This is a genomic window from Leptolyngbya sp. 'hensonii' (genome assembly GCF_001939115.1).
GTDB lineage: Bacteria > Cyanobacteriota > Cyanobacteriia.
The window spans coordinates 107,470-125,458 of the sequence record NZ_MQTZ01000045.1 but is presented as its reverse complement, the minus strand read 5'-3'; the positions used below and the strand labels follow the sequence as shown (position 1 = coordinate 125,458).

Genomic DNA, 17,989 nt, shown 5'->3' with positions numbered 1-17,989 from the left:
CGAACCCAACGACTGTCCAAAAGTTATCAACAATTCTTTACAGGGGCAAATTAGACTCAGAGCATTGTCTGTGCGGAGCCTGTCTTGTGTGAGTCTTAAAGATCTTGCCCTACGGAATCAGTATCGGAGCGATCGCCATAATCTGCTCCAGGATTTTTATGTTCCTTGCTTGAGTCGGGCAGTAACCTACGATCGCGCTGTTGGTTTCTTTTCAAGCACCTCTTTAGCCTTAGCCACTCAGGGATTGTCCTATTTCATCCAGTCAAACGGACGGATGAGGTTGGTTGCTTCACCTCACCTCTCTGCAGAGGACATTGCGGCGATCGAGAAGGGACTGAAACAGCGAGATGAGGCGATCTCAGACAGTGTTATACGTGAATTGGAGCAAGAGTTTGAGCAGATTTTGGGCGTTGGCGAAGCCTCTCATATCGAGAATCGCCTTGCTTGCTTGGCTTGGTTATTGAGCAAAGGTTTTTTGGAGATCAAGTTAGCTGTCCATTGCGATCTCTATCATCAGGGTATTTATCACGAGAAATTGGGAGTCTTCACCGATTCAGAAGAGAATCAGGTTGTTTTCTCCGGCTCTGCTAATGAAAGCGCCAGTGCGTTGAGGAATAACTTTGAGTGTATTGATGTATTTCGATCGTGGCGTGCAGGGGATGATGAGCGGATCCTTGAGAAGCTAGAGGATTTTCAGAGACTCTGGGATAACCAAACGCTTAATTTAGAGGTGATGGAGTTTCCGGAGGCTGCGCGACGATCGCTTCTTAAGCGTTGTCCGTCCAATCCACCAATCTTAGAACCCGGAGTGTCCACAACGAAGGGTGAGTACCAGTTACCACCGATAGAAGTAGAAACCCGTCTCAAAGGAATTCCCAGCCTTCCATTTAGGCTACAAATTCGCCCTTATCAGAGGCAGGCGATCGATAACTGGTTTGCCAATAAGGGCAGAGGCACCCTGAAAATGGCAACAGGTAGTGGCAAAACGATTACTGCCCTATCCTTGAGCACAGAACTCTACAAAAAGATTGGTCTTCAAGTTCTGCTGGTGGTTTGCCCCTACCGTCATCTGGTGAGCCAATGGGCAAGGGAGTGCCAGAAGTTTGGACTGGAGCCAATTCTGGCGTTTGAGAATGTTCGTACCTGGCAGAGTAAGCTTTCCACTCAGCTTTATAACGTTCGTTCTGGCAATCAATCTTTCCTGACAGTTATCACAACCAACGCAACTTTGATGAGTCAAGGCTTACAATCACAGTTACCCTATCTGCCAGAGAAAACCCTGATTGTGGGAGATGAGGCGCATAATCTGGGAGCCAGGCGATTAGAAGCTAGTCTGCCACGGAATGTAGGGTTACGGTTAGCTCTGTCTGCTACTCCGGAGCGGTACTTCGACGATCGCGGGACGCAATCCCTCTTCGACTATTTTGGTTCCGTTTTGGAGCCAGAATTTACGCTCCGGGATGCGATCGAGCAAGGAGCGTTAGTTCACTACCTCTACTACCCGATTCTGGTGGAGTTAACCGAGCAGGAAGCTCAAACCTATGCAGCACTGTCTATCAAAATTGGTCGTCTGCTTTCGCTCGGCAAAGATCAGGAGGAAGATGAAGCCCTCAAAGCCCTTTTGATGCAGCGATCGCGTTTGGTTGGAGCGGCTGCCAATAAATTAGACGCTTTGAGACAACTAATGAAGCAGCGGCTCAAGACGCAGCACACTCTGTTCTACTGTGGCGACGGGTCCGTTGAGGAGACCAGTGAGGAAAGCCGACGGCAGTTGGAGGAGGTTGCCAAGATCCTGGGTAGGGAATTGGGATATCGAATTAACACCTATACGGCAGAAACCTCTCTGGAGGAGCGGGAAGATTTAAGACGACAGTTTGAAACTGGGGAATTACAAGGGTTAGTGGCAATTCGCTGTTTGGATGAAGGGGTGGACATTCCAGCCGTTCAAACAGCGGTGATTATGGCTAGCAGCAGTAACCCGCGCCAATTTATCCAGCGGCGAGGGAGAATTCTGCGCCGTCATCCCAATAAGCAACGAGCCACCCTATTTGACATGATTGTGTTACCGCCAGAGATGGAACGGGAAACCTCAGAAATGGAGCGTAGCCTTTTAAGGAGTGAACTGCGACGCTTTGCTGAGTTTGCCGACCTGGCAGACAATGCAGGGGAAGCAAGGTTAAAACTTTTAGGACTACAGACCCGCTATGGGCTGCTGGATGTGTAGAATAATTGGTTAATCTCTGGCTGGAAGAAGCGGTATGGTGAAGAAAATTAGCAGTGATGCTGTGCATGAACCCATTAATAGTGCTTCGCCTGAGGTCCGTCAAATCATCCAGCGAGTCTTAGAAATTGAGAAAGATCGGCTAGATAAAAATGAGCGCAGTCCAATTAATGATGAAATCTTGAAAATCATCAAGGAAGCCATCCAATGAAGCTCCTTGCGCTCAAGCTTTGCAATTTTCGACCCTTTTACGGTGAACACAGCCTCACGCTTGCTAAATCGGACGAGCGCAATATTACGGTGATTCATGGTAACAATGGTTCGGGGAAGACAGCTCTGCTGAATGCTTTCACCTGGGCACTCTACGAGAAATTTACGGCGGCGCTCGCGTCTCCTGAGCAGTTAGTGAATCGGAGGGCGATCGCCGAGGCAAAAGTTGACAAGCCCGTTCCCTGCTGGGTCGAGGTGTCCTTTGAACATGACGGCAAGCAGTATCGGGTGAAGCGAGAGTGCCGTGCTTACCGGAAGAAGGATGGCTCGGTCGAGCAGGCGAAGAGCGAACTGATGATGCAATTCGTGGGGGACGATGGTCGTTGGACTTTCTTGCCATCCTCTCAGATGCCTGAGGATGTAATTACCCGCATCTTGCCGAAGAGCCTGCATCAGTACTTTTTCTTTGACGGAGAGCGGATTGAGAATATTACCCGCACTGACAATCGTTCAGAAATTGCCGAGGCGACGAAGAAATTGCTAGGGGTTGAGGTCTTGGATCGGGCGATCAAGCACCTGACGACAGCGCGTAAAACGCTAGAGGAAGAGTTGGAAGGGATCGGGGATGCGGAGACCCAGAGCCTGTTAGCCCAGAAGCGTAAACTAGAGCAGGAAGCTGAGCAGCTCCAGGATCGCCAGCTTGAAATTGACCAGGAGTTGGAGCACCAGTCCACGCGACGACAGCAGCTTCGGCAGAAGCAACTGGAGTTGACGGAAGTCGAAGGGTTGCAAATGCAACTCAATACTCTGGAGGAGCAGGAGCGGGAAATCCGCGAAAAGATTCAGCAGAGCAAGAAAACGCTCAAACGGGCAATTTCGAATCGAGGCTATATTGTTTTTCTGCCGAAGATTGCCACAGAATTTCGATCGCTGATTCGAGAGCGGGAGGAACGGGGGGAACTGCCTGCGGACATTAAGCAGAAGTTTGTCCAGGATTTGCTCGATCGCCAAAAGTGCATCTGTGGGACAGAGTTGCATGAGGGATCTACTGCCTGTACTTCGGTTAAATCCTGGTTAGAGCGATCGGGTCTTTCAGAGGTGGAGTCAGCCACCTACCGAATTGAGGCGCGGGTCAATGAACTGGAGAGCCAGATTGATGACTTCTGGCAGGAAGTTGACCGGGAGCAGGCAAGCATCAACCACAACAAAGGAACCCTAGAGCGGATCCAGGATGATTTAGAGGACATCCGCGATCAATTACGCCATAGCCCCAGGGAAGACATTCGGGAACTTCAGAACCGGCTCGATGAGGTGGATAGGGCGATCGATCGCCTAACGACTGAAAAAGGAGCCAACCAGGAGAAGATTGCAAACCTGGAGCTGCAAGCAGGGCGATTAGGCAAGCAACTGAAGGAAAGCCGTTCTAACGAGAAGCGACAGAAGCTGGCTGTGAAGCGAATTGAGGCGGCTCAGGAGGCGATCGATCGTCTCAAGCAGGTGAAAGAAAACCGGGATGAGGTTTTCCGTAAGCAGTTGGAGCAGCAGATTGAAGAGTTGTATGGGCAGATTTCATTTAAGGCATATTTGCCACGATTGAGCGATCGCTATGAGCTGAGCCTGGTCGAAGTCGCAGGCAAGCAAGATGTACTGGTAGGTGCCTCAACTGGAGAAAATCAAATCCTCAGCCTGTCGTTTATTGGCAGTGTGATTGAGCGGGTGCGCCAGTGGAGTAAGGCAGGCCTGGTAATGGGACCGGATAGCAGCACCTTCCCAGTGGTGATGGATTCGCCGTTTGGCAACCTGGATGAAATTTACCGGCGGCAGGTGGCAAGGTTGGTTCCGCTGCTAGCGAATCAGTTGGTGGTGATGGCATCCCAGACCCAGTGGCGAGGGGAAGTGGAGCAAGAAATGCAGCCCCGGATTGGTAGGGAGTATGTGTTGACGTTTAATTCACCGAAGCCGGATTGTGAAGAGGCATTGATCAAGTGGTATGGGCAGGTCTATCCCCTGGTCAGGCAAAGCCCGAATGAGTTTGAATATACTGAGATTTTGGAGGTGAGCCATGAGCATTGAGCAAACGGTTTTAGAGAAGCTAAGGACTTTACCAACCAATAAGCAGCAGAAGGTGCTTGATTTTGTAGAGTTGATGCAAAAGGAAGCAGAGCGCGAAGAAATAAGCTCTTCCGAAAAAACTGAAGTCTCCTTTCTAGATGCCGCTCGTGAATTTATTGGATGTGTAGAAGGTCCAGGAGATCTCTCGACAAATCCGAAATATATGGAGGGATATGGCAAGTAATGAGGAGACAGGTATTGCTAGATACGGGACCACTGGTTGCATTGATTGATAAACGTGACCAGTATCATTCTTGGGCAACTACAACAGTTGCTACACTTCCACCCCCGTTTCTAACCTGTGAATCGGTAATTTCTGAAGCCTGCTTCCTTTTAGGTCGAGTGACAAACGGCAAAAATGCTGTAGTGGGGATGGTGAAGGCAAGGCACCTCAAAATCTCATTTGATTTGGAGGCAGAAATTAATCGAGTTGGAGAACTGTTAATTCGTTATCAATCAGTGCCAATGTCGCTAGCAGATGCTTGTTTGGTCAGAATGAGTGAACAGTTTTCCGAAAGTGCTGTTTTGACATTGGATAGGGATTTCACAATTTATCGGAGGAATACAAATCAGACGATTCCAGTCATCATGCCCGAAAGTAAACCTTAAAGTTAGACTCTAATAAATGGTTAATACTAGAGTTGTAAGGAGATGGAAATGAGAAAGGTTAGGATTTCTGAGGCAAACAATCACTTGTCAGAATTATTGAGGCAAGCGACAGCAGAAGAAGCACCCATTCTGCTAACTGAAGATGATGAAACAAAGGGCGTATTGCTGAATATCAAAATGCTTAATGCTTTAGTTAGTGCTTGGCAATATACAAATCGATCGCTGATGCCATTAAATCAATTACAAACTAGCTTGCAACAGTCATTTGAAGTAGCAGGCTACGATTCGCGAGAAAAGATTGTCGAACTGGTGCAGCAGATTAAGCAGGAGATAGCGGAAGAACGGAGCCAAGGCTCAATTGGGGGTTAGTGTTGCACAATGGAGTTGCCAAGCCCAATCTTCTTAGATACCAACGTTTATATTAAGGCTTACGAGTCGTCCAATGAAATTGAATGATACTATTCCAAGCCATAAAAAGCTTTACAGAAACATTGTGCGAATTGTTGCTCTTGCTCAAGAATCTGGTGAGGAAGTTGTAGATGTCATTATTTCTGGTTGGAACCCTGACAAAGTTGTGCGATTGCCAGTATCATTAATTCGCGAAAAGGGAGGCTCCGATTTTCGACCTACTGTCGGATTCCGCTTAATTGCTAATGTTAATAGTGGTGCTGTAAATTCTGAGGAATTATGCTTCTCTGATTTTGAGATAGCGCCTGAACCAGAGGATTGTTGATGGAATGTCCTGCGCTTTTCATTTTTGACGTTGAATCTGCAAAAGTACAATCTTAAATCATATTAGTTTCGGTACATATGGCTTTAGCTAGGGTTCAAATTTCTGAAGATAAAGCAGAACTGGTCAAAGCGTTGAGAGACGCAGAAGATGGGACTGGTCCTTTCCAAACTTATGCTGACGTTTTAGCATTTGCGGGAATGTTAGGAATCAGCAGATCTAAACGATCGCCCCTTGGAAAATTTTCTAGAAAAGATCCTGATCCAGTTCCACAAGACCAGTTCCGGCAAACGGGAGCGTTGATCAGTTTAGGCGCAGCGATCTCAGAGGAAGATTTACGAGTTTTACTACCAACTGAAGAATGTGATGCTATCCGCGTTCAAATCTTTCAAGAATTTGTAAATGGCGGTCTGGAAATTCTGCAAACGGAGTTACAGGGAGTTGTCGATTACTCTGAACAAATTCTACTAATGTTGAAAGCTGAACGAGAAAAAGAAAATTTAGGCGTAGAAGAGTTTGACTTATCTAGATTTCTGTAAAGGCTATGGCAGACAGTCAGCAGATAGAGCAACTCAGTTACTATTCCAAGCTATTTACACAGTTAAGAGTCGATCGCGCTCATGGTATTGCGCCTCACAAACCCATTGTGATTCTATCTATTATCGAATTGATTGCACACAATAAGATAAAGCAAAATCAAATTTATTTAACCCCAGAACTCATCTCTACATTTCTTAAATACTGGGGTTATCTCGGTTCAGAAAATCATCGTTCAGATATTGCTTTACCATTTTTTCATCTAACAAGTGATAAATTCTGGCATCTTTTGCCTAATCCCGGTTACGAAGCTGCGATCGCTTCTAGAAACAGACCCAGAAGCCTGGAAGCACTCAGAAATGCAATCAAGTATGCCTATATTGATGATTCATTGTTTGAACTACTGCTAGATCCTTTATCAAGAGCCAGTTTAATCACAATCCTGGTTCAAAAGTGGTTTCAAGGGAAAGATGATGAAGTTGGTAAACTACTCAATGTTGATGCGTTCCAAGATATTCAACTACGCTTATTTGAGAAAGGTGGAGCCGTTTACCGAGTTGAAGAGTTAGCGGACGAAGAGAAAACGATCGTCAGAGATGCCGCTTTCCGCAAGATTGTTGTATCGCTTTATGACTATCGCTGTGCGTTCTGCAAATTGAAAATCATCAGCCAGGATAGCCAAAATATTGTTGATGGGGCACATATCAAACCTTTCTCGGAATTTCGAGACGATCGCTTCGACAATGGTTTAGCCCTATGCAAGAACCATCATTGGGCATTCGATCACGGCTGGTTTGGCATCGATGACGACTATAGGATTCTTGTTCCTCACGATCGCTTCCATGAAGAAGCTCCAATTGAAACCCGCCCGACGAGGGCATTCGATAGAGAAAGGCTACTTTTACCGACGCAAGAGCAATACAATCCACGGCAAGAAGCTCTTGCATGGCATCGGGATTACTGGAAAATAGCTTGATTAATCCTCGCGTTGGGATTCATCTCCCATGTAGAGCCTTCTAAATTCTGCTGCGGCATCTGGGTTAATTCCTTCTAGGGCTTTGACAATTCCAACAACCGTTTCAGACGTTGGATCTCTCACTTCATTGACCCAACGATAGAGGTTCGATCGCCCAACCCCCAGCACATCAGCTAGCTTGGTTTGCCTTATCCCATGCGTCTCCAGCACAGTTTTAAGGACTCTTCCCGCTTTTCCCATGTTTCTGATCGTGTCAGAAAACGATGAGCCAGTAAAGGAATGAGTCCTTTTGGAAGAAATTTGTGATGATCCGATGCAGCTAGAGCTAATGGCAAAACTTCTGGATACCGAACGTCAATATAAAACATCTTCTCGTCGCACCGGGATCTACGACGCTTTGAAGAAATGCTTTGAGACCAGTTCTCGCTCTGGGCAAGATGCCTTAAATAATGCCTACCGTAATCGTGACCTGAGAACCGCCGCTCTTGAGGGCGATACAGATAAGATTAAGCACCTACAGGATGAGGATGCTAAAGACTCGTTTACCCCTGCATGGGCAGATTTGAAGTTTGGTAAGCGATTTAAGGCAAATGCGATCGACCAAAGTTCATAATTGGAGGAGGAAATCGAGGGAATCAGGGGAGTCAGGAGTCAGAAGTCAGGAGAGGTAGACAGATTTACACCAAAGACCACTAGCCCCCCTCAACTCCTTAGCCCCCCTCGACCCCCTAGCAACCTTCGACTCCCTCGACTCCCCAACCTCCCCCTTAACCACCCAACTATGAGAACTCTACAAATTACCGCTACCGTCACCCCTGATCACCAACTAAAAGTTCAGCTTCCAGCAGAAATCCCAGCCGGAGACTACCAGATCGWTTTGGTGATGGAAGAACAACCAACTCAGAAGCAACGCAAACCGTTCAAATTTCCAGTGGATGACTACGGTCCTTGGCCCGTGGATCTTTCATTAAGACGTGAGGATATGTATGGTGATTTCGGGCGATAGAGCTATCTTTGTTGATACAAATGTGTTGATTTATGCCAATGTCGTTTCTGCGCCTTACCATCAACTTGCAATAGACACGCTGCAAAATTTGTATAACGCAGAAATCGAACTCTGGCTAAGTCGGCAAATTTTACGTGAGTTCATTGCAACATTAACCCGCCCTCAAACCTTCATCAATGTTCAAGCGCCTGCCGTAATCATTGAAAGAATTGAATCTTTCCAGGACGGTTTTCAGATTGCTGAAGATGGTGCTCAGGTTACTACCGGGCTTTTGGATTTGCTCCAGACTAGTCCTATGGGTGGCCGTCAAATTCATGATGCCAATATCGTCGCCACGATGTTAACCGCAGGGGTCGATCGCCTTCTAACTCATAACGTCGGAGATTTTCAGCGGTTTAGCGAACTGATTACGATCGTGCCCCTGATTGAAACCCCATGATCTTTCGAGAACTCGTCCTCCAAAATTTTGGTCCCTACCGTGGGCAGCAGGTAATCCAGTTTGCTCCGGAGGATAGCATGAATGGCTCCTCATCAGAGTTACCCCCGATCGTACTGGTGGGTGGGATGAATGGTGGCGGTAAGACAACGCTTCTTGATGCAGTTCGCCTTGCTCTCTATGGGCAGCGGGCTAAGTGTTCCACTCGCGGCAACCTAAGCTATGGCGAATTTCTTCGGCAATGCATCAATCGTCATACAGCGGATGATGATCCCACCTACGTTGAACTAGCTTTTCAAGAAACCCTGAATAACCAACCCCACGAGTTTCGAGTTCGTCGTGTTTGGGATCGCTCCTTGAAAGGGAACAAAGATTCATTAGAAGTCAGTGTAGGTGGTTGGCTCGACAAAACCTTTACTCAATCCTGGGACGAACGGGTTGAGGACATTCTGCCACTAGGGATTTCCAATTTGTTTTTGTTTGATGGTGAACAGGTCAAGGAGTTGGCAGAGCAAGACACCCTCCCTTCTGGAGTTATCAATGCAATTCGCTCCCTTCTGGGGTTGGAGTTGCCTGACCTACTTTCCACCGACTTAAGCGTGCTGGTTAACCGAAAGTTGAAAGAACTTAGCGAAAGTGCAGAACTCCGGAGTCTAGAGTCGCTAGAGCGAGAACTGGAGAGTAAACGCCAAGAGTGCGAAGATGCCGAGCAGGATCTATCTGCCGTTAATGTTCGGCTGAAACGAGCCAAGCTAAACCAAGACCAAGCTCAGGAACAATTTATTGCCCAAGGGGGTAAATTAGCGGGAGAGCAGGAGCGGTTGACTGAGCAGCTTAAGCAAATGCAATCTGAGATGGAAGACCATCAGCGATCGCTCAGAGAGTTAGCTGCCAGTACATTACCCCTAGCCCTAATCCAGCCATTACTACGCAAAGCGCAAGCGCAAGGACATCAGGAATTACAAAATCAGCAGTATCAAATTGCTAAACAACTCTTGTCTCAGCGCAACCAGGAATTGCTGGAATTGGTGAATCAACTCGCTTTGCCTGCAAAGAAGGCAAAGCAGCTACAGTCATTTTTAGGGGAGCAGGAGCAAAAATTAGCAGGTGCAGATTCTGAAGCAACATGGCTCAATGTGAATAGAGAGACGATCGCTCAGCTTGACCATACTCTCGAATTCTTGCTACCTGCTGAACAGAAAGCAGCTCAACATCACCTTTCCCAACTGGATGAGTTGGAAGAGTCGATTGATGCCACCGAAGGGCGTTTGGCTACCGCCGCCTCTCCAGAGTCCTACGAGCAACTGGTTCAGGATCTGAAAGTTGCTCAAGCAGAGGTTACGCGATTGTCAATAGAGTACGAAAAAGCTAAAGCGCTTTATGAGAGGCTGCTGAAGGAGCATAACCTGCTGAAGCAGCAATTAGTGGATTATGCCGAAGCGGCGATCGCCCGAAATAACGATCAGCATTTCTTGACGACGATCGATGAGCTTCAGAAGAAGCTTAAGGTTTTTCGTGAAAAGCTGAAGTTGAGGAAATTGAATCAGTTAGAATCCCTGATTACAAGCTGTTTCCGCTATCTTGCCCACAAGTCAGACTTGGTGAAACGAGTTGAAGTTGATGCTGAAACGTTTAACCTGTCCCTCTATGACAATGATGGACAACCCATTCCCAAGCATCGGTTATCGGCCGGAGAGAAACAAATGCTGGCAATTTCCCTGCTTTGGGGACTAGCTCGTGCTTCGGGTCGGCAGTTGCCTGTGGCGATCGATACCCCTTTAGGGCGACTGGATTCCTCTCACCGGAAGAACCTGGTCGATCGCTACTTCTCCCAAGCCAGCCACCAGGTGATCCTTCTCTCTACTGATACTGAAATTGGCAAAGCCGAGGTACAGCGATTGAGAAAGAATCAGGCGATCGCCCGTGAATACTTGCTGAAATACGACTCAACCCTTCAACAAACTGAAGTAGAATCAGGATACTTCTCGTGAATAGACCCCGTGGAGCAAGATTATGTCTTACAAAGATTTCACTCTGGAGCAAATCGAGCAAATCTTTGGTCTAGTTATTCATGGAAACATCGATTTATTTGGTGAACGACATCCTACTTTGGTACTCAATTCCGTATTTAAATCTTATTTGGCTTACAGTACAAAATTAGCTCTTTCAATTAACACTGAAAAAGCGCGATCGGAAATGATCATTGCTCCAATTTTGGTTGAATTGAAGCGTCTTACCGATGATCAGGTGAGCCTATTTTCAGGAGTTGAATTTAATGTTGATCCTGCGAAGGGGCTGAATGGATTTTGTGATTTTGTTATTAGTCGATCAACACAACAGTTTTACATTCAGGCTCCAGCAACTATTATCGTTGAAGCTAAAAACGAAAATATTAAAGGCGGTTTAGCCCAGTGTTTTGCTGCTATGATTGCCGCCAATCAATTCAATCAAGCAAAAGGAAACGCGATTGATGCTATTTATGGTGCAGTTACAACAGGTAATCAATGGAAATTTTTGAAGCTCGTCGATAATGCAGCTTACATTGATACTGCTGATTACTATATTGATCACCTCGAAAGAATCATGGATATTTTACTGAGTATGGTCCATGTCCAACCTTTAGCGATGAGTATTTGATTAAATGATGCTTCCCCCAGTCGATCGCATCAAACTATCCCAATCTGCTAAGGATCAACTTCTCAAGCTGAAACGTATTACCAAAATTGACCAGTGGAATATTCTCTGCCGCTGGGCGTTTTGTTGCTCCCTCGCTGAACCGACGATCCCTTCTCCAATTCATATCCCAGCAGACAGCAATTTGGAAATGACTTGGCAAATCTTTGGAGGAGCGATCGCCGACTCGCTTATCATCGCCCTCAAACAACGGTGCCATGATGATGGGCTGAGAATAGATCAGGAAACGCTTGCAACTCAATTTCGCTTGCATCTACACCGTGGAATTGGCTATTTGACGGCTGATCCAACTATTAAGACAATTAATCACCTGATTGAGAAAGCTGTTCAATTAATGCCTCAGGCGTGAGTATTTGCAGTGCCACACCCAAAAAGTCCTGCGGGTTGCGAGTCACAATAACTTCTAATTGATTGGCGATCGCAGTTTCATATTGCACTGCACCTTCCAAATCCACAAAGTTCGCTGAAAGTGCATTCGTAATGACGCTTTGATCGACTGTAGCGATGTTGCAAAAAGTCAGTAACTGAATCAAAAAATTAAGTGCTTTTCCTTGAGGTATTCCGATTTTGCTTGGTCTGGATCAAAGTCAGGTGGAACAGGAGGAGCATTTTCAAACAATCCTTGAAATGCCTTGATCAAAGAACGACGCTTTTGGGATGACAAATCTTCTAATTGGCTTGAGTCTGGCACTACTTCTGAATGAGTAGTTGTTTCTCACCACTCTGAGTACTTCAATATCATCGTTGAGCAGGCGATAGAAAATGAGGTACTGCTCGTAGGACAGACTGCGTGACAGGATACAGTTCATCTCGTTTGCGTCCAATTTGAGGGAATTGAGCAATCCGCTGAAGGGTTGAATCAATGCCAGTCAAAAACCGTTCTGCACGATCTAAACCGCTTTGAGTAGCAAGATAGTCTGCGATCGCTTCAATATCTCGACTGGCAAGAAGTGTAATTCGACAAACTCGGCTCATGCTTCAGAATGCCGTTGGCGGAGCCGCTGACGAATCGCTTCAATTTCGCTGGTAGCATCCAGAAGCTCTCCCTGCTCGGCTTCTAACACTCCAAGCAACACATCACGTCGCAATTCTTCAAATCGTCCTTGATAGATTTGCTCTTGCTCTGCTAATACTCGCAGACCCGCCAGCATCATCTCATCCAGGGAGGTGTACTTTCCACTGGCAATTTGACGATCGGCAAACTGCTGTAAATCCGGTGGCAGAGGTAGGCTCATGGTCGTATCTGTGAGAGGAGACGAATACCTGTAAGTTTAGCTTACCTGAGCGGTGGCGATAGCCTGTGCGTTAGCACGCATCGGCGAGGTTGGCAAAAGTGTTTGGAGGAACACTGTGCTGAGTTGAAGGGGCATCGGGTGGTGTGGCGGAAAGATGCAGACCCGTATCGAGTGAAGTTGGTGCGATCGGCTATTCGAGCGAGGTTGACTGGCAAGAGTTAGCTGCTAATCAAATAGGCAGAAATACATGATGAAGAGTAAATTCCTGATGGGGCAGATTATGCAAACTTTCTTTGACAAGTTTTTTTAATGATCTAGACGATGAACCTAAACCACTCGCTGATGTCATTTGCAAATCAATGTAGTGCTTCTTAACCTGCTTATCAACGGCTTTGATTGCATTTTCAGTCTTACCATTCATCACATAACCAATCATTCCACCTTGAGTCAAGGTTCTAGCGTACTGAGGATTTGAGCCTACAAATCTTGCCATTCCACTTACCACGTACTCATTAGCTAAAGAGCTTGTTTTGCCATTCTTACTGACAATATTTAAGCGTTTGCACTCAAAAGCAAAGTAGACATTGCTACGATAACCATGAGTAAGCCGTAAATCGATTCGACCTATTTCTTCTGCTTTAGCTAAATCGTCCACAGGAACTTCGCGATCTATTCTGACAGGCAACATTTTTAGATCCTTGTACTGCTCAAGACTAGCTCGAAAACGCTTTGTGATAGGTACTTCATGCTCATCAAGTGTAGGCTTGGTAAAGTTTGACCAAACATCTACCACCATATTTAGAATGTCCGGAATCAAATTATCTGGGAAAAAGTCTGCCCATAGATCAGCACTACCAACGATCGCCATCAATCATTCCTGTGATTAGTAGTAAGGATTTCTGCTGCAATTTCATCAGCATCATTGAGAGCAAATGTTTTGCTCCAAAACCTAAAGGTTAGTGGTTTGAGAATATATAACTTATCTCTGTCAAAGACTTTAAGGTTACGGTAATATGCAATGCTCCCCTCATGTCTCGGTAGTAGTTGCGTAATCCTTGTAAGAGATTCATCCAATTGAGAACTAGATTCTTCCTCCACAGAAGACGATGAGCCTTGGGATATTACTTTCTGCAAAACTACTATTCCCATTCCAGATCTAGATGAAACAAGAATCTTCCCTGATACTTGATAGCGTCCTCTTCTAGACCATGTGTTCAAGAGCTTACACAGAAGAGTCAGGTAGCCTATTCTATCAGATGGTGTACTTTGTTTGAGGGTTGGAATATCAGTACTACCGCGACTTGGTGTGGAACTAGGAATCCAGCAATTTACTGTGTCATTAATTAGAATCTGTTCAAGTTCATCAATTTGATAATAACGATATACATGAGCAAGTAGGTCGTGTTTAGCTTTTTCGATTACATTAGATCTTTCTAAAAAATTGTGACTAATTGCTCTTCGAACTTGAGTAAAAGCGAAGCTAACCTCTCGAAGAATTTCTCGCGATTCTACAGGTGAAAAAGTATCTTCGGGAAATGGAAAAGGCATACGCAATAGCTCCTCTTCGTGAGTTTTATCACGCTCCGTTCCCCAGTTGGCAGATGTATGAAATAGAAAGTAATTTGCAAGATCAGAATTGAGAACAATTGCTAAGAACTTTAATGAATCTGTATCTTCCTCAGAGCCATGAATGCCTTGAATTGCATGACGAAAGGCAACATCAAAATCAGCAAAGGCAACTCTTAAACCTTGAGTAATTAAGACATGAGGTTTTTGAAAAATTTTCTCGTCAGGCAGACGACGTAAGCGTTGGAAGCGATCGCCAACTTTACCACAATCGGATTCCAGTAACAGAAGATCGATAGCTTTACTTTTACCTTCAACAAATAGCTGATCTGGAGACCATGAGGGAATCTTGCTTTTTTCTGGATCATCGTTTGATCCCTCTGGCTGGAAACCTTGCCCAATAATCCAGCGTCTTGTTCTTTTGTGAGGCTTTACCTTGAGTTGATCAACAGCATCTGCAAGGCGAGGTAGATTGCTTAATCTGTCTAAAAACTTTTGATCCCTTGGAGTTCCCCAGAAGGATTTTTTCCAAGCAAGGGCAGCTTCATCTTTAGCAAGCTCATAGAGCAGTTCCGCCAATCTAACTTGAATGCGATCTTCAGATACAATACTGATGATTTCCGCTTTTAAAGTTTCTAATTCTGTTTTAGGAACAAGGTAAGAGATAAATGCATTATTCTTATCAGGTAGGTTTTTTGTATAGCTTACGATTAGAGCAGGTCGAATGGCTCCATCAAATAGATAGAAACTCATGTCAGACAAGTTAATAACTTGCTCAATTGCATAAGTAGACAACCACTCACGTTGAGCTTTTATCGCTTTATCTTGGTGATTGAGAAGCAGGGATGAAGGTAGTAAAAAGCAAACACGACCACTATTGTTAACATGAAGTGGGGCTTTCCAAATAAAACCGTATGCTAACTGCCTTTGCGCTATAGGAAACCCTTCTCGCTTACACCAATCTTCAACTAAAGTTTCGCCCCCAGATGCTCTTACCCAAGGTGGGTTCCCCACAATTAAGTCAAAAAATTCTGGTAATTCTAGTTCATCATCAAAAAAATTTTGGCAAAGAATGTTGTGCCCTATCAGATTTGGTAAAACGTTGCCTTGTTCTTGTAACCCTTGAATCGCTCTAGGTTCAAGCTGATCAAGAAAAGCCAAATACAGACTAAATGCAGCAATGCGACAAGCTGTTTCGGTCCGATCAGCATCAACTCCAAAAAGCTGATTTTGTAAGATAGCACTTAGCGCACGAGCACGTTCTTCATTACTAGCTTCTCTGTTATTTCTTAGCCATTCCTCAGCTATACGATTAAACAGAGACACCAAAAAGATTCCCGAGCCACAAGCTGGATCAAGAAATTTTTTATCCAGTAGAGAAGCAAACTTTTCTAGTGCTGTGTCAAGAACAATTTCAGCTAAAAACCTTGGTGTATAATACGTCCCGCTCTGGCGCTTCTGCTTAGAATCTTCTCCCTCAAGAAATCGTTCGTAAATTCCACTAATCGTTTCAATCGGAATCACATTGAAGTCATACGCCCAGAATCCAAGGGAAAGTTGTCCACTACTCAAATCATCTCCACACAGCAAGCTATTAAGCGTTCTTATATGGGAGCTTCTAATGAGTTTACTTTCCTCAAGTAAATCACCTTCAAATAAATCACCATTAAAATCCTGCTTCAATTGCTGAAAAAGTCTACCGTAAAGCAATTCTTTGGATACTTCTGGTGAAAATTTTTCTAAAAGTTGTAGCAAACTTCCAACGCCTTCTGCACCAATTTTCTTAAAGTATCTTGAATTAATAATCTTTCTATCAGTTAGGTAACAAATGAAAATTGTTCTCCACAGCAGGGCATGGATAACTTTGAGTTCAAGCGTTACTCCTTCAACTGGCTCACGTAGGCGTTCTCTAGCTGCCTCTAAGTTTTTGAGTAAGTAGCGATCAACCCGTGATTTTGGATTAAAAGATTGCGGTTTCTTGCGGAAAAGTTCGCCAAATTGGAGAGAGCGAGTAAACTGCCTTAGCTCAAGCACATCTGCTGTTCGGCTCAGAATTTCAACCAATCGATCACCATCATTTATCTCTTCGTCTTCCTTAGCGGGAAGTGCCAAACTGGAGTAAACGTGAAAATCGGATGGACTGACAACTACTAGAAGTGGCGCAATTCCCTGGTTCCAAAGTTTACGATGCAACCTCCGCATCTCGATAGGATCAATAGAGGAGACTTCTTTGAAGTAGACATAAGGCGATTTGTCTTGATACAGAATTCCGTCAAGCTCTAGATCTTTCCAAGCTCTACGCATAACATGGGCTTGGGCTACACCGCTCTGCATAGCCTGAAGCTCATCAAAACTCCGAAAGAATTCAGGTGCCTGTTTATCAGCTAAACCAAGCTGCTCGATCCAGCCTGTGCTGATACTTACCGCCATGCGCTTACATCTCCCTTAATATCGTACTCGAATAGAAACAACAGAGTAGTATATTGGTACTCAAAGATCTTTAAAAATACCTCTACGTTACAATTTGCGTGATGAGCGTAGCAAGAGCATTTACAAATCGCAATGATGGGGCGAGCATGTTTCGCTATATTAATTCTTTTTAGGTACTCCTCCATCTGTAAATGCCCAAATCTTCTGCTTATGCTGCAAACCATAGCTAACGTGGATGGGGCGCGCTGCTTCGCAGATACCGCAAGGGTCGCACCCATAGTAGTACAGCGAATCAAACGGTAACTGCTGCTCCAGAATCCACTCCACAAGGCGATGCTCTTTTAGAGCGGCTTCGCCAACGCTCTCCAACCCTACAATCCGAAAATCACAGGCAGCACCGAGGCGATGCTCTTTCAGAGCGGCTACGCCAACGGTGGCTTAAACTGAAGGAACAGTAGGCGCGATCGTAGCAGAGGCAAGTATGGAATCGTCAGTTTATCAAGTGGATGCTTTTTGGGATGAGGAGGTAGCCGTCTGGGTTGCCACTAGTGATGACGTGCCAGGGTTGGCAACCGAGGCCGACACCATTGAGGCACTGAGTCAAAAACTGCGGGATATGGTTCCTGAATTACTGTTAAGCAACCATCTCATCTCTGCTGATTATACAGGAGCGATCGCAGTTCAACTAACTAGCCATCGTCAGGAGTTGATTGAGGTCGCTTCGTAGATGGCTACATCTCTCACTCCTGCTCTCAAGAAGCTGCTTTTGGAGGCTGATTGTGTCTTTGAACGGCAAGGCAAGGGAGATCATGAAATCTGGTACAGCCCAATTAGCGATCAGCGATTTGTTGTAGATGGTTCAATCAAATCTCGTCACACCGCAAACGCTGTTCTCAAACAGGCAGGATTGCCAAAAGCTTTTTAACGATGATGAAGTCAAATTATGGAAAACAACCTATTACAACGTATCACCCATAATCCAGAGATATGTCATGGTAAGCCTTGCATTCGCGGGTTGCGCTATCCCGTTGAGTTTATCCTTGAACTGCTGAGTTCCGGCATGACAAACGAAGAGATTCTTGCTGACTACGAAGATCTCGAATCGGACGATATTCTTGCCGTTCTGCTGTTTGCTGCTCGTCTTAGCCAGGTCAAGACCATTCACAAGCTGGCGTCATGAAGTTTCTCGTTGATGATCAACTTCCGATTCGACTTGCCGACTGCTTC

Annotated in this window: 24 protein-coding genes; 18 read left to right on the top strand and 6 right to left on the bottom strand. The window is 45.4% G+C overall.

Features of this window, described 5'->3' with window-relative positions; all coding sequences use genetic code 11:
* The first annotated feature begins 88 nt into the window (after nt 1-88).
* The 9 genes from BST81_RS18535 to BST81_RS18505 all read left to right on the top strand — a co-directional run bounded on the left by BST81_RS18535 (nt 89) and on the right by BST81_RS18505 (nt 7,395).
* Nucleotides 89-2,224, top strand: coding sequence for a DNA phosphorothioation system restriction enzyme (locus BST81_RS18535; RefSeq protein ID WP_075599990.1), 2,136 nt, complete (start codon nt 89-91; stop codon nt 2,222-2,224).
* A 34-nt stretch (nt 2,225-2,258) separates the two neighbouring features.
* Nucleotides 2,259-2,432: a hypothetical protein gene (locus BST81_RS28175; RefSeq protein WP_171974798.1), complete on the top strand. Its 174-nt coding sequence runs from the start codon at nt 2,259-2,261 to the stop codon at nt 2,430-2,432.
* Nucleotides 2,429-4,504: an AAA family ATPase gene (locus BST81_RS18530; RefSeq protein ID WP_075599989.1), complete on the top strand. Its 2,076-nt coding sequence runs from the start codon at nt 2,429-2,431 to the stop codon at nt 4,502-4,504. Before BST81_RS28175 ends, BST81_RS18530 begins: the two co-directional genes overlap by 4 nt.
* A complete protein-coding gene (locus BST81_RS18525; protein WP_075599988.1) occupies nt 4,494-4,727 on the top strand; it encodes a hypothetical protein in 234 nt (77 codons plus the stop codon). Before BST81_RS18530 ends, BST81_RS18525 begins: the two co-directional genes overlap by 11 nt.
* Nucleotides 4,728-4,741: 14 nt before the next feature.
* Nucleotides 4,742-5,152, top strand: a complete 411-nt coding sequence (locus tag BST81_RS18520; RefSeq protein ID WP_253188374.1) for a PIN domain-containing protein — start codon at nt 4,742-4,744, stop codon at nt 5,150-5,152.
* A gap of 48 nt (nt 5,153-5,200) precedes the next feature.
* Nucleotides 5,201-5,521 carry a type II toxin-antitoxin system Phd/YefM family antitoxin gene (locus BST81_RS18515; RefSeq protein WP_075599986.1) on the top strand — a complete coding sequence of 107 codons (321 nt, stop codon included), beginning with the start codon at nt 5,201-5,203 and terminating at the stop codon, nt 5,519-5,521.
* Nucleotides 5,522-5,594: 73 nt separating this feature from the next.
* Entirely contained in the window at nt 5,595-5,885 is a 291-nt protein-coding gene (locus BST81_RS27655; RefSeq protein ID WP_143780404.1) for a hypothetical protein, read from the top strand.
* A 77-nt stretch (nt 5,886-5,962) separates the two neighbouring features.
* Nucleotides 5,963-6,421, top strand: coding sequence for a DNA phosphorothioation-associated protein 4 (locus BST81_RS18510; RefSeq protein ID WP_075599985.1), 459 nt, complete (start codon nt 5,963-5,965; stop codon nt 6,419-6,421).
* Nucleotides 6,422-6,426: 5 nt separating this feature from the next.
* Complete coding sequence (locus BST81_RS18505) at nt 6,427-7,395, top strand: HNH endonuclease (RefSeq protein WP_075599984.1); 969 nt, start codon at nt 6,427-6,429, stop codon at nt 7,393-7,395.
* Here the strand turns inward: BST81_RS18505 and BST81_RS18500 are convergent, their stop codons facing one another.
* A complete protein-coding gene (locus tag BST81_RS18500) occupies nt 7,396-7,605 on the bottom strand; it encodes a helix-turn-helix transcriptional regulator (protein WP_363080370.1) in 210 nt (69 codons plus the stop codon).
* Nucleotides 7,606-7,684: 79 nt separating this feature from the next.
* On the opposite strand from BST81_RS18500, the gene BST81_RS18495 reads away from it, so the two are divergent.
* The 6 genes from BST81_RS18495 to dndE all read left to right on the top strand — a co-directional run bounded on the left by BST81_RS18495 (nt 7,685) and on the right by dndE (nt 11,880).
* A complete protein-coding gene (locus tag BST81_RS18495; protein ID WP_171974797.1) occupies nt 7,685-8,008 on the top strand; it encodes a hypothetical protein in 324 nt (107 codons plus the stop codon).
* A 168-nt stretch (nt 8,009-8,176) separates the two neighbouring features.
* Nucleotides 8,177-8,401, top strand: a complete 225-nt coding sequence (locus BST81_RS18490) for a hypothetical protein (RefSeq protein ID WP_075600049.1) — start codon at nt 8,177-8,179, stop codon at nt 8,399-8,401.
* Nucleotides 8,382-8,840: a PIN domain-containing protein gene (locus BST81_RS18485; protein ID WP_075599981.1), complete on the top strand. Its 459-nt coding sequence runs from the start codon at nt 8,382-8,384 to the stop codon at nt 8,838-8,840. The genes BST81_RS18490 and BST81_RS18485 overlap by 20 nt, the downstream gene beginning before the upstream one ends.
* Nucleotides 8,837-10,828 carry a DNA sulfur modification protein DndD gene (gene dndD / locus BST81_RS18480; protein ID WP_075599980.1) on the top strand — a complete coding sequence of 664 codons (1,992 nt, stop codon included), beginning with the start codon at nt 8,837-8,839 and terminating at the stop codon, nt 10,826-10,828. Before BST81_RS18485 ends, dndD begins: the two co-directional genes overlap by 4 nt.
* Before the next feature lie 22 nt (nt 10,829-10,850).
* The gene (locus tag BST81_RS18475) at nt 10,851-11,474 is read left to right on the top strand and encodes a hypothetical protein (protein WP_075599979.1); all 624 of its coding nucleotides are present in this window, start codon (nt 10,851-10,853) and stop codon (nt 11,472-11,474) included.
* Between the two features lie 4 nt (nt 11,475-11,478).
* Nucleotides 11,479-11,880, top strand: coding sequence for a DNA sulfur modification protein DndE (gene dndE, locus BST81_RS18470; RefSeq protein ID WP_253188372.1), 402 nt, complete (start codon nt 11,479-11,481; stop codon nt 11,878-11,880).
* On the opposite strand, the gene BST81_RS27650 is transcribed toward dndE, so the two are convergent.
* From BST81_RS27650 to BST81_RS18450, 5 genes are all read right to left on the bottom strand, one after another.
* The gene (locus tag BST81_RS27650) at nt 11,834-12,064 is read right to left on the bottom strand and encodes a hypothetical protein (RefSeq protein WP_143780403.1); all 231 of its coding nucleotides are present in this window, start codon (nt 12,062-12,064) and stop codon (nt 11,834-11,836) included. The two genes, dndE and BST81_RS27650, sit on opposite strands and share 47 nt — an antisense overlap.
* Before the next feature lie 205 nt (nt 12,065-12,269).
* Nucleotides 12,270-12,506: a type II toxin-antitoxin system RelE/ParE family toxin gene (locus tag BST81_RS18465; RefSeq protein ID WP_075599978.1), complete on the bottom strand. Its 237-nt coding sequence runs from the start codon at nt 12,504-12,506 to the stop codon at nt 12,270-12,272.
* Nucleotides 12,503-12,766, bottom strand: a complete 264-nt coding sequence (locus tag BST81_RS18460; protein ID WP_075599977.1) for a type II toxin-antitoxin system ParD family antitoxin — start codon at nt 12,764-12,766, stop codon at nt 12,503-12,505. The genes BST81_RS18465 and BST81_RS18460 overlap by 4 nt, the downstream gene beginning before the upstream one ends.
* A 229-nt stretch (nt 12,767-12,995) precedes the next feature.
* Nucleotides 12,996-13,634, bottom strand: a complete 639-nt coding sequence (locus BST81_RS18455) for a hypothetical protein (RefSeq protein ID WP_075599976.1) — start codon at nt 13,632-13,634, stop codon at nt 12,996-12,998.
* A complete protein-coding gene (locus BST81_RS18450; protein ID WP_075599975.1) occupies nt 13,634-16,762 on the bottom strand; it encodes an N-6 DNA methylase in 3,129 nt (1,042 codons plus the stop codon). The genes BST81_RS18455 and BST81_RS18450 overlap by 1 nt, the downstream gene beginning before the upstream one ends.
* A 481-nt stretch (nt 16,763-17,243) precedes the next feature.
* On the opposite strand from BST81_RS18450, the gene BST81_RS18440 reads away from it, so the two are divergent.
* The 3 genes from BST81_RS18440 to BST81_RS18430 are packed head-to-tail and all read left to right on the top strand — an operon-like array spanning nt 17,244 to nt 17,942.
* Nucleotides 17,244-17,489 carry a DUF1902 domain-containing protein gene (locus tag BST81_RS18440; RefSeq protein ID WP_075599973.1) on the top strand — a complete coding sequence of 82 codons (246 nt, stop codon included), beginning with the start codon at nt 17,244-17,246 and terminating at the stop codon, nt 17,487-17,489.
* A complete protein-coding gene (locus tag BST81_RS18435) occupies nt 17,490-17,687 on the top strand; it encodes a type II toxin-antitoxin system HicA family toxin (RefSeq protein ID WP_075599972.1) in 198 nt (65 codons plus the stop codon).
* 18 nt (nt 17,688-17,705) lie between these two features.
* Entirely contained in the window at nt 17,706-17,942 is a 237-nt protein-coding gene (locus BST81_RS18430) for a DUF433 domain-containing protein (RefSeq protein ID WP_075599971.1), read from the top strand.
* Nucleotides 17,943-17,989: the final 47 nt, after the last annotated feature.

Coding starts and splice junctions, on each gene's coding strand:
- BST81_RS28175 (WP_171974798.1), top strand. CDS start 2,259: ATGGTGAAGAAAATTAGCAGTGATGCTGTGCATGAACCCATTAATAGT.
- BST81_RS18530 (WP_075599989.1), top strand. CDS start 2,429: ATGAAGCTCCTTGCGCTCAAGCTTTGCAATTTTCGACCCTTTTACGGT.
- BST81_RS18525 (WP_075599988.1), top strand. CDS start 4,494: ATGAGCATTGAGCAAACGGTTTTAGAGAAGCTAAGGACTTTACCAACC.
- BST81_RS18515 (WP_075599986.1), top strand. CDS start 5,201: ATGAGAAAGGTTAGGATTTCTGAGGCAAACAATCACTTGTCAGAATTA.
- BST81_RS27655 (WP_143780404.1), top strand. CDS start 5,595: ATGAAATTGAATGATACTATTCCAAGCCATAAAAAGCTTTACAGAAAC.
- BST81_RS18510 (WP_075599985.1), top strand. CDS start 5,963: ATGGCTTTAGCTAGGGTTCAAATTTCTGAAGATAAAGCAGAACTGGTC.
- BST81_RS18505 (WP_075599984.1), top strand. CDS start 6,427: ATGGCAGACAGTCAGCAGATAGAGCAACTCAGTTACTATTCCAAGCTA.
- BST81_RS18485 (WP_075599981.1), top strand. CDS start 8,382: ATGGTGATTTCGGGCGATAGAGCTATCTTTGTTGATACAAATGTGTTG.
- dndD (WP_075599980.1), top strand. CDS start 8,837: ATGATCTTTCGAGAACTCGTCCTCCAAAATTTTGGTCCCTACCGTGGG.
- BST81_RS18475 (WP_075599979.1), top strand. CDS start 10,851: ATGTCTTACAAAGATTTCACTCTGGAGCAAATCGAGCAAATCTTTGGT.
- dndE (WP_253188372.1), top strand. CDS start 11,479: ATGATGCTTCCCCCAGTCGATCGCATCAAACTATCCCAATCTGCTAAG.
- BST81_RS18465 (WP_075599978.1), bottom strand. CDS start 12,506: ATGAGCCGAGTTTGTCGAATTACACTTCTTGCCAGTCGAGATATTGAA.
- BST81_RS18460 (WP_075599977.1), bottom strand. CDS start 12,766: ATGAGCCTACCTCTGCCACCGGATTTACAGCAGTTTGCCGATCGTCAA.
- BST81_RS18455 (WP_075599976.1), bottom strand. CDS start 13,634: ATGGCGATCGTTGGTAGTGCTGATCTATGGGCAGACTTTTTCCCAGAT.
- BST81_RS18450 (WP_075599975.1), bottom strand. CDS start 16,762: ATGGCGGTAAGTATCAGCACAGGCTGGATCGAGCAGCTTGGTTTAGCT.
- BST81_RS18440 (WP_075599973.1), top strand. CDS start 17,244: ATGGAATCGTCAGTTTATCAAGTGGATGCTTTTTGGGATGAGGAGGTA.
- BST81_RS18435 (WP_075599972.1), top strand. CDS start 17,490: ATGGCTACATCTCTCACTCCTGCTCTCAAGAAGCTGCTTTTGGAGGCT.
- BST81_RS18430 (WP_075599971.1), top strand. CDS start 17,706: ATGGAAAACAACCTATTACAACGTATCACCCATAATCCAGAGATATGT.